Below are 13,156 nucleotides of genomic sequence, written 5' to 3'. Positions count from 1 at the left end.
AGGCCGGATTAAACTGATGCCCGGCCTTTTGCTTTTCTTTAAAGTGATTTAGGAGTCTTTACTATGAACAGCTTATCACTTATCTCAATTAAGCACAGGATCTTACTGCTTATTTTTGTTCCAATCATATCAATAAGTTTTTATTCAGCGCATTGGCTTAAGAATGCTTTTGATACGAAAGAAACTATGCATAATTTATCTGTTGCTATTGAATATGTTCAAAAAATTTCACCATTAGTTTCTGCTTTATCTGAAGAACAAGTAGCTACAAAGAAATATATATATAGTAAATCTGGGAATCTAGAACATTTGGATATGATAAATGTCCGAAAAGAAACAGATCGTGCAATTGCGCAATTTAACTTATTTCTGGAGAGTTCTGATAAACTGTTACAAGAAATTTTCACTGATAGGAATAATTTATTAAATATAAAAACCAAAATTAGTCAGCTAAAATTGATTCGTCGGGTAGCAGATGAAAAGTTGGATCATTCTGATAGGTTTAAATCTCAATTTGATGGTAATACTATTTGGACCGGAGTTGATATTGGTCGTTTGAGAGATTACTTGGTGGGAAGTATTTCAAATATAGTTAAATATGCCGGAAGAAATGCAGTGTTAAGTGGTTTGACCAATTCCTATTATTTATTGTTGGAAGCTCAAAATGTCAGTAAAACATTGGGGCAGGAAATCACAGAAAGTTCGTCAGACATTTTGAATGGATATCGGTTTGGGCAATTAATGCATTATCGAGCATTGGAAAATGAATATCGAAATCTCTTTGTAAAGTCAGCTCCGAAAGATGTGTTAGCCGATTATAAAAAAGTTATGTTAGATACAGGAGTACTAAATAAAGTTATTTCTGTTTACTGGGAGGTATTTAATGCATATTCAGATATTGATAAGAAGTCTTTGATAGTATCAGAAAAAAGTAATTGGTCCGCTTTGTCTAAAAAGATGTTAAATACATATGAGAAATTAAATGATTTAATTCTGAATAGATTAATAGATGTTAGAACTTATGAAGTAAATAAAGCCGAAAAGTCAGTGAGATTTATCGCTTGCATAACCGTGGCTATATTTATATTGCTGATATTATTTTCAATTATTGTTATGCGAAGCATTACTCTTCCTTTGGGGGAATGTGTATACACTATTGACGAACTGTCTGTAAAAAAAGATATGAAACTACGTATTAATGAAAAAGGAAATGATGAACTGAGCATATTAGGGAAAGCATTTAATAACTTGATACAAAATTTTAGCAGTATAATTAAGATCGTTAATAAACAGATGTTTCAAGCAAATTCTTTAGTAAATGAATGTGCTGAAAAAATGCAGCAAGCAAATGATTTAGCTAATCAACAGTTACAATCAACGGATAGTATTTCTGTCGCTATTCATGAAATGAGTGTTACTGTAGAAGAAGTATCCGGTATTGCACAAAGAACATCGGCTAGTGTTCAAGTTGCGCATCAAGTCTCTCTTGATTCTGAAAGTGAGTGGGATAGCTGTAAAAAACGATTAGAAAAGTTATTAGTTGATATGGGAAAAGCTGGGCATACAGTGTTAGAGTTGAATACAGAGGCTTCACAAATTAGTTCTATTTTAGATGTAATTGAAAGTATAGCGGAACAGACAAATCTTTTGGCATTAAATGCAGCAATTGAAGCAGCAAGAGCGGGTGAATATGGCAGAGGATTTGCTGTTGTTGCTGATGAAGTCAGAAATTTAGCTAAACGAACTCAAGATGCCACTTCACAAATTCAAACTCAGATATCGGAACTTATTGATGGTGCGAATATAGCCAGTGATACAATGTCATACTTGAAGACTGAAGGTGAAGACAGTATTTCGTTAGTAGTGAAAACTGCACAATCCTTTTCTGTTATGCGAAAAGAACTTGATAATATAATGGAAATGTCGACTATGATAGCTACTGCTACAGAAGAACAAGCAGCTGTTTCAAATGATATTGAAAAACGAATTCTTACTATCAAAGATGATTCGTCTCAACTTCTAGTGCATGCCAATGATACATGTACAAATATGAATAACATAGCAAACATAAATTCTCAGCTAGTTGAAAATATTCGTCAGTTTAAGGTTTAGTTATACTAATAATTCTGAGGTTACTGAGGTATCTGAATATATTGATTTGATTAGTTATAACTCTGCGTAATGGAACGTGATCGAATGATTGAAAGTTATCAAGTTGAAAGTCTGTTCATCAAAGAATTATGAAGAACATCTAAATTGAGTTAGTTGGCTAAATCTTTATTGGAATGAAAATTATTGCGTTATTTTTAGATCATTAATTTAATAAGGGGAATTATGGAAATTCAAGTGGCCAGATCTAGTGATGTAGATGCTGTTGTGAGTTTAGTTGCAAAGGTATCTGATATTGATGTTCTTCCTTTGTTTAATGGACAAGGGCAAAAAGAATATAAAAAACATGTGTTACCTGATTTAGCATCTGCTTTGGATGATGACAGATATGTGACTATTAAGGCGATTTCTAATGGTAAATTACTTGGCTTTGCTGCACTGCGTGATGGTAATTATCTAATGTATTTGTTTGTTGATAAATCTGCTCAAGGAATGGGATTAGGTCATCAGTTACTTACTTTCCTTTTGAATGCAACAGATGCTAAAGAAATTCACTTACGTTCATCAATAAATGCTATCGGCTTTTATCGACATAATGGTTTTAAGGTTTTAGGAGAAGAAACTGAATTTAATGGAATTAGGTTTGTACCTATGTCTTTGGTTCGAACTTAACATTCTTACCCTAGTTATAGTTAAACACCACCATACGTATTTAAATGAACAATGTAAAATTATAGCTTTTCTTGTATAAATGGAATGGTATCTATTGTACATCTGTTTATTAAATTAATGTTTTGATTTTTTGAGAATAAAAATCAGTTAGTCAGCCAACCGTACTGATTGACGCCATATTAATGGTGCAGTAAACAGAAGTTTTTCACCCGTGTGTTTATTGCTGTCATTTTTTTCCAGTCGCTCCACAATGGCATTGGTCATATCTTCCAATGGCTGACCAAAAGTAGTGAGCTGATAGCTCAGCCAGCCTGCTTGCTCGATGTTATCGAAACCAATCACACACAGGTCGTCAGGAATTTGTAATTTAAACTCTTGTCGTGCCGCATCCATAAAACCACAGGCAATGAGGTCAGTGACGCAGAATACGCCATCGGGACGTTTGCGTGACGGCAAAATCTGTCGCGCAGTATCGACGCCGGTCTGATAGCTTGTCGGGCCGGAGCGGTAGACCGTACACTCGATGTTTTCTTCTTCTGCTGCAGTCAGAAACAGTTTTTCTCTGCCTAACAAACTGGGAGACTGAATGGTTGAGGACACCACCGCAAGGCGCTGACAGCCAGCCTGTTTCAGCATGTACAGGGCGTCATACATGGTGCTGGAATAATCCAGTGAGATATGATCTGCGCCTTCAAACTGTCCGGCCCGGTTGACCAGAATGACATGTTGACCGCTGTTGACGCAGGTTTCCACTAATGAGGCTTGTGGTGTGCCGGACAAGACGATGGTGGCTGATGCGCGATAATTGAGTGTCTGACGCAGAGCTGCATCGGCATCTGCTTCCACACCGGATGTATTAATGACCATCACAGCTCGTCCTGCCTGTTGCAGTTTTTGAGTCAGAGCATCGAGCAGCCGCGCCTGATAGGGCGCATTGAGATTAGCACCAAGCAGGCAGACCGGGCGACTGCGTTCATTCGACAGACCTCGGGCAAGGTGGTTAACGTGATAGTTGAGGGTATTGGCTGCGGCTAATACGCGCTGGCGAGTTTCCTCTGAGACGCTGGCTCCCGGCGTAAACGTGCGTGACACAGCCGAACGTGACACGCCGGCTAAACGTGCCACTTCTGCTGCACTGGCAACCATTTTTTGTTTCATATTACTCATAAGTTCTTATCGTAAATATCCTGACCATAACCGGCTTGTCGCAATAAAGTTTCCATGTTAATCGCGCGGTGTGCAAGTTCTATTAGCATGGGTTTTGGTGTTTCGAACCACTCATCCGGATGTAATTGACGCTTGTCACGAATATGTGCGATAGCTGAGTCGAGGGTTGGGTATTTCTCCGGCCATTCTAAGTGCAGGAACACCGCGACTATGGTGACAGAACGGCTTCGGCCACCGCGACAGTTGACCAGAATGTTGCCTTTCTCACGAACTTTGTATGATGGTTTTTCCGGTATCTTCTGGCTCAGACTGGAGCGCATTAAATGATACCCAGCCAATACCATAGATTCCGGATTACCGGGTCCGTCGATTAAACCAATTTTGTAGTAACGGACGGGCCCGGCACCAAAGTCACATAGCGGTTGGGTGTGTTGTGCATCGAGCTGTTCGACCAAATCGATATCGAGATTGACCGCGCAGTTGATTACCGTGGTTATGTTATGTTCGCGCAGAAGCTGCGCATCGGCCGCTCCGGTTGAGCCACCGATATAAATATCGACGCCCCAGTGGGGAATATCGGTCTCGATCAGACTGATTGGCGGGCGAGGAAAATGAGGGGCATTTGTAGACATTATTGATACCTGTTTATTGTTGTTGATTGTGGTCTGCGGCGCATTTAATTTGAATTTTCGTTGCCTGAGACAGGGCATGGGCGACCTGAGGCGCTGCAGCCAGCACTGCGCCACCCTGGTGAATCTGCGCGTGAGTTTCCGGATAACAGCAAATATGGCCGCCGGCTTCTTCCACCAGTAGCAATCCGGCCAGACAGTCCCAGGCATTCATATGCAGTTCGGCATAACCATCGGTACGACCTTCTGCTACCCATGCCAAAGCTAATGCACCTGATGCTCCGCGCCGAATGTTGACACCGGAAGTCAGCAGGGCGGAATACGCATCGAGGTAACGTTGTTGGGGAGCCCGATTGGACCAGCCAAACTCAAAAGAAGCGGCCTGCAAGTCTGGGGTGTTTGCAACCTGTAATGGTGTGCCATTTTTTTCGGCGTAAGCGTCTTTGCGGGCGAAATACAGTTCTTCTGTGACTGGGTTATAAATTCCGCCTAGCAAGGTGATGCCGTCTTTGACAAAGGCGATCACCACACAAAAGTGAGCGATGCCCCGGGCAAAATTTGCGGTGCCATCAATAGGGTCGATCACCCAGAGTCTTGAATGCCCGGTGGTGTCGCCGCCAGTCTCTTCGCCTAAGATGCCATCGTCTGGAAAGGCATCCTGCAGCTTGTGTCGAATGTATTGCTCCACGAGCGTATCGGCTTCGGTCAGATAATCCTGTGCGCCTTTCAGCGAATAATCACCCGGACGGCGAGACTGATAATGTTGCAACGCAAGGGTTCCGGCTTGTTGTAAAAGGGTTTTCAGAGTGGTTTCTCTGCTTTTTAGTTCGAATTGATTCAAAAATAGGTGTCCTGTTAAGCTGCGTAACGCTTGGCTACGCAGCAGGTTAAATACGAGTTCTTGGTACAAATTAGCGTTGGTAGTTAAGGCTCCACAGATCCATCCAATCCTGACGGTTTTGCCAGTCTGAATTTAACGATGAGGTTTTAAACGTCATCAGCTGGTTGCGGTACTGCTGAATGCCGGAGGCTTCTTGAGCAGGTAATGCGACTTTCTGGTTGGAAGACATTTTGCCGTCAATACCCTGCAGTTTGATCCCTTCTGCGGTCATCAGATAGTGGATGAACAGCTTGGAGGCATTGGGGCTGTTGGTTTTGGTCGTGATCACACCCGGTGATGGGTATAACGAGCCGATAAACGGTTGCATGCCATGACAGATCCCGAGCTTCATTCCGTTTTTATTTTCACGGAATTTGGCAGTACTGATTAAGCCGACAAAGCTGTCTTTCACATCCGGTGCACCGATGGCCTGTGCTGCATCACCATCGGACTTGGTCAGTAATGGCCCGTTCTGCGCGAGGTGTTTCACAAATTCCGCAGTCGCTGCGGAACATGTCAACCTGTTTTGCACCACCCGGAAAATAATTAAATTGCATTTCTCGTGACGCTGGATAAGGTTGGGAAGTTCACACCTTTTTCTATCACTTCACTATCAGCATCTTCCGGTACCGGATTAATACTCACTTCTTTGGCTGGCATCGCGACTTTGGGGGCACCTTTAGCAAAACGCTCCGGGTGTGCAGCATAAGCGGCATCAAGACCCGCCTGACGTGTCACTGCCTCCTCTGTATATCGTCCTGTAAAAACATGCTCCGGTGTAAAGCCACCTAACTGGCTGTGATAATGACAGGTGTTGTACCATGTTACATAGTCCTGACACCAACGATTCGCATGCCCATAATCTTCAAAACGACGGGGATAATCTGGTTGATATTTGAGTGTTTTAAATTGTGATTCACTAAATGGGTTGTCATTACTGACCCGCGGACGACTGTGGCTGACGGTGACTGCAAGCTCAGACAACAAATCCAGATAACAATGGGCAGTCATCGGCGCGCCTCTGTCCTGATGAAGGGTTAAACCGCTTGATTCAAGGTCATAACGGGTGATTGCTTCTTCCATTAGCTGGGATGCTAACGCACTGTTTTCCTTGCGCGATAGCATCCAGGCAACAATGTAACGGCTAAATAAATCCATCACGACATAAAGTGATAAATATTCTCCCCGCTTTTGAGTGGGTAATTTGGTGATATCCCAGGTCCAGACCTGATTGGGATGTTGAGCCACCAGACGGGGAACCATGTGAGACTGCGCTGGCCGCTGTGCCCGGCGTTCACCATGAAGATTATCTTCACGTAAGAGCCGGTGCATGGTGCTGACTGAGCACAGATATTGCCCTTGCTGCAACAGGTCATAATAAATCTGCACCGGCGGTTGGTTACAATAAGTTTCACTGAGCATCACCGATTTCACTGTTTCTCTTTCTGTATCGCTTAATGCTCTGGGCTGGCGCGCGTGTTTCCGGGAGCGGTGAATCCGGGGCAAAGGGCCACAAAACTGAACACCCCGGATATAACGTCTTAATGTATTGCGGTTGACGTTAAGCACCTGGCAGGCGAGCCTTTGGGAGACAAATGCAGGTAAGGGATGTTGCGCCAGCGTCATGATTTGTTCTCTTGTTCCATCGCTTCTATCAACGCCAAGGCTTTTTTTTGGAGCGAGAGACAACCGTCTTTTACCTCAATCTGATGACGAAGACGGGCGTTCTCTTTCTCTAAGTGCTCAATGCGTTTTTGCTCGGGAGTTTTTGCTGACGCAGGACCGGGGGCTGATTTTTCGAGCCCTTTGATGCCGTTCTCAGCGAATTCTTTCCGCCATTGTGAAAGCTGATTTGAGTAAAGCTTTTCCCGCCGGAGTAAGGCACCAATCTCGCCATGTTGACAGGCATCGGCCTGTTGTATAATGGACAGCTTGTATTCGGTCGTAAAGACACGGCGGGTTTTCTTTTCCAGCTCCGGAGAGGGACTGACCTGCGGCTCAACCGTTGTGTTCTTTGGCATCATGAACTCCTTTTTCACCCTGATTTGTATGTTATCTCAAAAGCGGGTGGTTCAATAGCAGGTTGACACACAGGGCTGAGCTTTCGTCAGTTTTCAGCGGCTTACCGTATAAATCCTGATACGCTTTTGCCATTCGGTCATCATAGTTGGTCGCCATCTGGTTGAAGGTATCGGCATAAAGAGGCTTGATCAGAGGATCCTGCATCGCGATTTTGTGACGCCATTCTGGTTCAGTCAGCTGCCAGATATTGGTGATCGGACAGGTATCGTACTGAGCCGTGTTGTATGTCCAGACGTTGGGCGCCAGCACGACTGTTAACGGGGTTTGGTAATCTTTGCTGATGTCTTGTTTCATGTCATCGGGTACCCAGCTGGTAACATAGCCTTTTGCTAACAGCTGTGCTTGGGTCGCTGGTGCATCTTCAATTAACGCGACATCGGCTTTGACATTATTGGCCAGCGCTTCGCGGCTGATAATTTCGATAATGTGCGGTGCTTTCGCTTTGATGCCGACAGCTTTAACGCCATACTTTTCACTAAAATCTTTCGCCTGCTGAACGATTTTTCCGGTCGGTGCATAAACGGTAATCGGTGCTTCCTGTTGGGCGGCAGCAATGGTTGTCTGTAAATCAAATGATGCCTTTGCATGGGGAGCAAATGACAAGCCTGCAGTGACTACAGACAGAGCAAGCAAGTTGTATTTCATTTTCATATCCATTTCCTTAATGGGTATCGTCGATCTAAGTATTTCAGGTTGAGTTACGCTAAATGAGCGCAAGCGTTGGTTGTGTTATGAAGCCAGATAGGTTTGATTCTGGATGGGGGCAGTTCGAGCCTTTCGCCATCAGGAGCAAAAAAGTGCAGCGCTTCGTCAGGCAGTTCACAGAACACGCTATCACCCGCTCGGAAAGTCGGACGTAGCTGAGTTGAATGAAACAGACGCTCTTGCCCCTGAACCAGTTCAACCACCCAACTGCCACCGGTCGGCATGATGGATTCGACAGTCATCTCAGTGCTGTTGCTTATCGGGTTTTGATGCAAGACGATCGCTTCCGGGCGAATAGCACAGTATTCCGCCTGATAAATGTCGGCATAGCGGCGTGAAATTTCCCGTCTGATATCACTGCAAACATCATCAGATTCTTGATCCGGATTGGGTGTTCCCACGTTGATCATATTGAGCTTGGGAGTGCCGATAAATTCCGCGACAAATCGATTGGCCGGAGTGGCGTAAATATCATCCGGAGTGCCAACCTGTTGCAGCTCGCCATTGCTCATCACCGCAATCGTGGTGGCTAATGTCATAGCTTCCCACTGATCGTGGCTGACAAAAATGATTGTCGTGCCGAAGGTCTGGTGGATACGGCGCAGCTCGGCGCGCATTTCCAGACGCAGCGCAGCATCAAGGTTAGATAGAGGTTCATCGAGTAATAACACTCCGGGATTAACCGCTAGCATACGGGCTAAGGCGACACGCTGTTGCTGGCCCCCGGATAACTGTGATGGATAGCGACTGGCGTATTGTTCGATACGCAGTTTTTCCATTACATCCAGACAACGTTGCTGGCGTTCCTGTTTGGGTATTTTTTTTAGCTTCAGACCGAATTCCACGTTTTCTGCCACGGTCATGTGCGGCCACAGGGCGTAGCTTTGAAACACCAGACCGATGCCGCGTTTTTCCGGAGGCACAAAACAGCTGTGTTTGACGGAGTCCATGATCTGTCCGTCAATGGCAATCGAACCACCACTGGTATGCTCGATTCCTGCGATCATGCGTAAGATGGTGGTTTTGCCACAGCCCGACGGCCCGAGCAGACACATGAATTCACCGTCTTTGACAGTCAGATCCAGTCCTTTCACTGCAGCCGATTTTGCGCCGGGATAGGTTTTTTGTAGTTGAGATAAAGTAATGGTTGGCATGTTAACTCTCCAGTCCTTGTGCGAGGCCTGTACCTGAAATTCGTTGAATCAGGACAGTGCCACTCCAGGCTACCAGTGCGATCATCAGCACAACGGCATTGGCCGCCTGGTCGTAGTTGTAGTCAATCAGACGTAGTGAATAGGTGGTTAAAACATCGGTTGCGGGAATTGCGAGAATAATAAACAGACTCACGCCTTTAATACCGGAGATGAAAGGCAACAGAATGCCAGTCGCCAGCGGTGTAGCCTGAATCGGTACGATAATACGGGTTAAGCGGCTGAACCAGTTTGCTCCGGCAATGCGGGCTGCTTCTTCCGGCTCTTTTCCTAACTGAGTCATGGCGGCAATTCCGGAACGACTGGCAAACGGCATCTGCTCTGCAATCAGGGCTATGATAAGCAGGACAGGTAATCCGTAGAGCGCCGGAATCGGGCCGTGTGAGACTGCAAACAAGGAAAGAAACGCCGCAGCAAAAGCAATGCCGGGCACTAAATAAGGCATAAAGGTGATCTGTTTCAGAGTCTGCCCAACCCATGGAATGCTGCAACGCAGAACGGCATAGCCAATTAACAGACCCAGAATGCCTGAAATGGTTGAAGCGCTGCCGACAATCATGACGGTGTTCCATGCTGCATCCCAAAACTCTTGTGTCAGCAGAATACCGCTGTGCATCGCCAGCGTATTCAGGTTCTCGCCGATCCAGTAATCCAGCGTGAAGTTCTCCGGGTTAAATCGTCCCGGTAAGATCATAATGGTGGATAAAAATAACGTTGTCAGGGGCAGGGCGACACCAATCACCACAAACAGTCCCGCCAGTCCGGTGGCCGGAAAGCGCATCGATCCGAGCTGATTGATGCGTTCGATTTGCCCTTTGCCGCCCACGGTAATAAAGCGGCGCGCTTCTTTCATCATACGAATATCGATCATCAGAGTGATGATACCTATCAGCATGATCACCAGCGCAACCACGGCTGCCACTCCGCTCTGACGCGAGTCCAGCGCCCGGTACAGGCTGGTTGAAAGGGTGTTGAAATTGACCGGTAAACCCAAAACATAAGGGATCGCAAATTCCCCGATGCAATCGGCAAAGATGAGCAATGCAGCAGAAAGCAGAGCCGGGCGAACCAGAGGTAAAATGATTTTGAGTGAAATGGTGGTACGGTCAGCCCCGAGAATTCGGGCGCAGTCTTCCAGGTGTGAATCGAAGCGGCGTAAGGCATTGCCGACGATTAATATGACCAACGGCACATAGTGAATCACGAGAATCACCACCATCGGGAAAAAGCCGTAAGCCACCCAGTCCGGTGTGGTCACCCCCATTGCTTCTAGCCAGCCGGGTTGTCCGCCCACTGTGCGGTTTTTGAAAATGGTGGTCCATGCCAGCGCGAATGTCCATGACGGAAGCATAAACGGCACCACTAAGGCCGTCGCAAACCATTTGCGCCCGAACATGTCGGTTCGATTCACAAGCCACGCCAGAGTCACCCCAAGTAGCAGCGCGCAACAAACAGTCAGAGCCGCAACGCTGATAGTATGTTGCAGTGGCTGCCATAATAACAGCTGTGACATGCGAGAGGTCAGTACTCTGGTCAGGTAATAGGTGGTCGAATCGCCCTCGGTCTGATGAGTGCGCATTTCGTCACCGGGCTGAACCATAAATGCATCGGTTGCAATGGATAGCACCGGCGCCACAATCAAATAGGCAAAAAACACCAACAGCAGCAATGCTAGAATATTAGCGGGCTCTTGTCTGGCAACAGCAAAGCGATGTTTTAGCTTCTGCCATGCACTGATTTGCATTGAGGCAGGATAAGTTGGTGAACCAAACACAATCTTCTCCTTTGGGTGTGTTGATGAAAATTACCTTAGAAGAGATAGATGACAAAAATATGAACATTTTGCACGTATGTGCAAAATGTGGTGGTGTGAAATGAAATTGTCATAAAGGCTGTTTAATGTTCTGCCTGTCTCTTATGTATTCATTAGAGAAATGATTTTATTTGAACGTTAAGGAAGATTAATGACTCGTTATACTTTTATTGCTTCAGCGGTGTCTGCGGCATTGCTGTGTAGTGTCGGCAGTACGGTGCATGCTCAAAATCTATCTGATGGATATCAATACAGCAGCAAGGCAACGTATGCAGCGCAACAGGATCTCAGTACCTATGAAGCACCTCCTCTGGGATATCATGTTGTTTATACTCAACTAGTTGAGCGACACGGCGCTCGTGCTCTATCCAGCCCAAAATACGATGTGCTGGCAAAACAAGTCTGGGACTTAGCGAAAAAGCGTGGTCAGCTAACGCCATTAGGTGAAAAGCTGGGGCCGATGATTGACAAAGTCACGGCTGCCAATGAGAAACTGGGTTATGGTTTGTTAACGGAAGTTGGTAAGGAAGAACCGGCCGCTATTGCTGCACGAATGACACAGCGTCTGAGCTCTATAGTGACAAAGGATGCAAATTATCCCCTTTGCATCCAGGTGCAAACATCAGGCAAAGAGCGGGCGAATCAAACTGCACATTACTTTATGCAATCACTTGCGAAAGAGGTGAATTATGTAGCAAATGATGCAGTAAACTGTTATCAGGCACAAACCCAGCCAAATCAAATTGATGATCAGCTCGTTAATAAATTCGAACTGTATTTTCATAAAACCAATCCGAAAAAAAGCGACAAATATCAGCAATACACGTCGAATTACAAAGCGTATAAAGCATTCAAAGACTTCGATAAGTTAGAAACGGTATTCGATGCGCTTGCTGACTTGCCAAAAACACAACTCATGGCGCGTGAGATGCTGGAGCGCATTTACACCAAAGAGTTTGTTGATTTCCTTGCTACAAAAGTTTCACACGATAAGCAGTGTGATGTGGCTGCGGATAACTGCTTCAAAACAAATACCAGAAAACCCGATGAGACAGAAGACGACTGGAAGTATGTAAAAAATGAAGTCGATGCGGCGTCCATGCTCTATAACATGTTCATTATCGGACCGGGCATGTTACGTGAAGCTCAGGCTCAGGGCGGCGAATGGGACTTGAAACAATTTATCACTCCGCAAGAGTCTGCATGGTTTGCTTATCTTGCCGATGCTGAAGACTTTTATGAAAAAGGCCCGAGTTTTGCTGACGCTAACGGTGTGACTTACAACATCGCTAAACCGCTGTTAAAAGATATGTTTAATGAAATGGATGCCGTGGCGAACAACACCCAGTCCGTAAAACATGTTGCAAAACTTCGCTTCGCTCATGCCGAACAAATTATGCCTCTTGCGGCCTTACTGCATGTTAAAGGCAGTGACAAATCAGCTGATCCAAACGTGTTATATCGTCAGGAAAACAATCCTTGGCGTGGCGGTTGGGTCACTCCGTATTCGGCAAATATTCAGTGGGATGTGTATAAGAGCAGCACTGAAAATAGTCCGACCTTAGTGAAGATGCTGTATAACGAAAAAGAAATTGGCTTTAAAGAGAATTGCCATGTTTATCCGGGCTCTCACTATTTTTACAGCCTGAATGAACTGGAACGCTGTTACAGCAAAGAACTGAGTGTTAACGAGTAATTATATTATTTAAATGTAATTAATCTCTATTTCGTAAAAATAACACATTAATTTATATACCTTAATTTTTTTGAGGTAGGGAGCTGTTTGTCAAAAAGTCGAGTAATTAAATAAATCGTATTAATTTTACCTAACCAACATTAATTAAATATCAAATATACGCTGATGGTGGTGTGGATTTGTATTGCCTGA

12 protein-coding genes are annotated in these 13,156 nt (G+C 45.0%); 3 read left to right on the top strand and 9 right to left on the bottom strand.

Translation table 11 applies throughout. The features are described 5' to 3' along the window. Positions 1–63: 63 nt before the first annotated feature. Together OC443_RS22860 and OC443_RS22855 are read left to right on the top strand one after the other, a co-directional pair. Positions 64–2,112 (top strand): methyl-accepting chemotaxis protein, encoded by a 2,049-nt coding sequence (locus tag OC443_RS22860; protein ID WP_262021720.1) that lies wholly within the window; start codon positions 64–66, stop codon positions 2,110–2,112. Between the two features lie 222 nt (positions 2,113–2,334). Further along, complete coding sequence (locus OC443_RS22855; protein ID WP_262021719.1) at positions 2,335–2,781, top strand: GNAT family N-acetyltransferase; 447 nt, start codon at positions 2,335–2,337, stop codon at positions 2,779–2,781. A gap of 147 nt (positions 2,782–2,928) precedes the next feature. On the opposite strand, the gene OC443_RS22850 is transcribed toward OC443_RS22855, so the two are convergent. From OC443_RS22850 to OC443_RS22810, 9 genes are all read right to left on the bottom strand, one after another. Then, the gene (locus OC443_RS22850) at positions 2,929–3,948 is read right to left on the bottom strand and encodes a LacI family DNA-binding transcriptional regulator (protein ID WP_262021718.1); all 1,020 of its coding nucleotides are present in this window, start codon (positions 3,946–3,948) and stop codon (positions 2,929–2,931) included. Beyond that, a complete protein-coding gene (locus tag OC443_RS22845; RefSeq protein WP_262021717.1) occupies positions 3,945–4,580 on the bottom strand; it encodes a dual specificity protein phosphatase family protein in 636 nt (211 codons plus the stop codon). Before OC443_RS22845 ends, OC443_RS22850 begins: the two co-directional genes overlap by 4 nt. A 13-nt stretch (positions 4,581–4,593) precedes the next feature. Next, entirely contained in the window at positions 4,594–5,418 is an 825-nt protein-coding gene (locus tag OC443_RS22840; RefSeq protein WP_262021716.1) for an inositol monophosphatase family protein, read from the bottom strand. Positions 5,419–5,488: 70 nt separating this feature from the next. Next, positions 5,489–5,947: a hypothetical protein gene (locus OC443_RS22835; protein ID WP_390904338.1), complete on the bottom strand. Its 459-nt coding sequence runs from the start codon at positions 5,945–5,947 to the stop codon at positions 5,489–5,491. Positions 5,948–6,003: 56 nt separating this feature from the next. Next, positions 6,004–7,083 (bottom strand): IS3 family transposase, encoded by a 1,080-nt coding sequence (locus OC443_RS22830; RefSeq protein WP_262021714.1) that lies wholly within the window; start codon positions 7,081–7,083, stop codon positions 6,004–6,006. After that, positions 7,080–7,481, bottom strand: coding sequence for a transposase (locus tag OC443_RS22825; protein WP_143169327.1), 402 nt, complete (start codon positions 7,479–7,481; stop codon positions 7,080–7,082). The genes OC443_RS22830 and OC443_RS22825 overlap by 4 nt, the downstream gene beginning before the upstream one ends. Positions 7,482–7,509: 28 nt before the next feature. Further along, a complete protein-coding gene (locus OC443_RS22820; RefSeq protein ID WP_073586165.1) occupies positions 7,510–8,190 on the bottom strand; it encodes an ABC transporter substrate-binding protein in 681 nt (226 codons plus the stop codon). A gap of 47 nt (positions 8,191–8,237) precedes the next feature. Then, a complete protein-coding gene (locus OC443_RS22815; RefSeq protein ID WP_073586164.1) occupies positions 8,238–9,398 on the bottom strand; it encodes an ABC transporter ATP-binding protein in 1,161 nt (386 codons plus the stop codon). A 1-nt stretch (position 9,399) separates the two neighbouring features. Then, positions 9,400–11,229 carry an ABC transporter permease gene (locus OC443_RS22810; protein WP_200796986.1) on the bottom strand — a complete coding sequence of 610 codons (1,830 nt, stop codon included), beginning with the start codon at positions 11,227–11,229 and terminating at the stop codon, positions 9,400–9,402. Between the two features lie 190 nt (positions 11,230–11,419). Between OC443_RS22810 and OC443_RS22805 the strand changes: the two genes are divergently transcribed. After that, entirely contained in the window at positions 11,420–12,964 is a 1,545-nt protein-coding gene (locus OC443_RS22805) for a histidine-type phosphatase (protein ID WP_073586163.1), read from the top strand. The last annotated feature ends 192 nt before the right edge of the window (positions 12,965–13,156 follow it).

Origin of the sequence: Vibrio quintilis (assembly GCF_024529975.1) — a bacterium.
In the GTDB taxonomy this organism is placed as follows: domain Bacteria; phylum Pseudomonadota; class Gammaproteobacteria; order Enterobacterales; family Vibrionaceae; genus Vibrio; species Vibrio quintilis.
This window is presented reverse-complemented; position numbering and strand designations above follow the sequence as displayed.

Excerpts from the sequence above, each read along its gene's own strand:
- OC443_RS22830 (WP_262021714.1), bottom strand. The coding sequence starts at position 7,083 with ATGACGCTGGCGCAACATCCCTTACCTGCATTTGTCTCCCAAAGGCTC.
- OC443_RS22825 (WP_143169327.1), bottom strand. The coding sequence starts at position 7,481 with ATGATGCCAAAGAACACAACGGTTGAGCCGCAGGTCAGTCCCTCTCCG.
- OC443_RS22820 (WP_073586165.1), bottom strand. The coding sequence starts at position 8,190 with ATGAAAATGAAATACAACTTGCTTGCTCTGTCTGTAGTCACTGCAGGC.
- OC443_RS22815 (WP_073586164.1), bottom strand. The coding sequence starts at position 9,398 with ATGCCAACCATTACTTTATCTCAACTACAAAAAACCTATCCCGGCGCA.
- OC443_RS22860 (WP_262021720.1), top strand. The coding sequence starts at position 64 with ATGAACAGCTTATCACTTATCTCAATTAAGCACAGGATCTTACTGCTT.
- OC443_RS22805 (WP_073586163.1), top strand. The coding sequence starts at position 11,420 with ATGACTCGTTATACTTTTATTGCTTCAGCGGTGTCTGCGGCATTGCTG.
- OC443_RS22855 (WP_262021719.1), top strand. The coding sequence starts at position 2,335 with ATGGAAATTCAAGTGGCCAGATCTAGTGATGTAGATGCTGTTGTGAGT.
- OC443_RS22850 (WP_262021718.1), bottom strand. The coding sequence starts at position 3,948 with ATGAGTAATATGAAACAAAAAATGGTTGCCAGTGCAGCAGAAGTGGCA.
- OC443_RS22845 (WP_262021717.1), bottom strand. The coding sequence starts at position 4,580 with ATGTCTACAAATGCCCCTCATTTTCCTCGCCCGCCAATCAGTCTGATC.